Source organism: Anaerovorax odorimutans, assembly GCF_024459955.1.
GTDB lineage: Bacteria > Bacillota > Clostridia > Peptostreptococcales > Anaerovoracaceae > Hominibacterium > Hominibacterium odorimutans_A.
Map to the genome: position 1 here is coordinate 1 of NZ_JANFXK010000082.1, position 637 is coordinate 637.

Here is a 637-nt window from a genome sequence, read left to right on the forward strand (position 1 = left end):
GTCCTGGACCCAAAGGGTGAGAATCTGCGGGATACCGGATACTTGCTCAAGCAAAGGGGATATGAAGTGCGGGTATTGGATTTAATCAATATGGAGAAAAGCCATTGCTATAATCCCTTCGTCTATCTAAAAGATGATAATGATGTACAAAAGCTGGTAACCAACCTGTTTAAGGCCACCACGCCCAAGGGCGCTCAATCGCAGGACCCCTTCTGGGACACGGCGGCCTCCATGCTGCTATTGGCGCTGATCTTTTACTTGAAATATCAGGCTCCCAAAGAAGAACAAAACTTTCCTATGGTGATGGAGCTGCTTCGGGCCGGGGAGGTCAAGGAGGATAATGATGAATACCAGTCACCGCTGGACGAACTGTTTGATCGGCTGGAAATGCGGGAGCCGGATCATATCGCGGTCAAGTATTACAAGGACTATCACAGCGGTTCGGCCAAAACGCTCAAGTCCATACAAATTACCTTGGCATCCAGGTTGGAGAAGTTCAACCTTTCCAGTCTGGCGGCTCTGACCGTTACCGATGAACTGGATCTGTCGTCTCTGGGTGAACAGAAAGTCGCGCTCTTTGCGGTGATCCCGGATAATGACACCAGCTACAACTTTCTGGTAAGTATCCTTTACACCC

1 protein-coding gene is annotated in these 637 nt (G+C 49.5%); it reads left to right on the top strand.

Annotated elements, in window-relative coordinates:
- Window positions 1-637 (top strand): type IV secretory system conjugative DNA transfer family protein (locus NE619_RS17950; protein WP_256133854.1); only part of this gene is annotated, 637 nt, incomplete at both ends.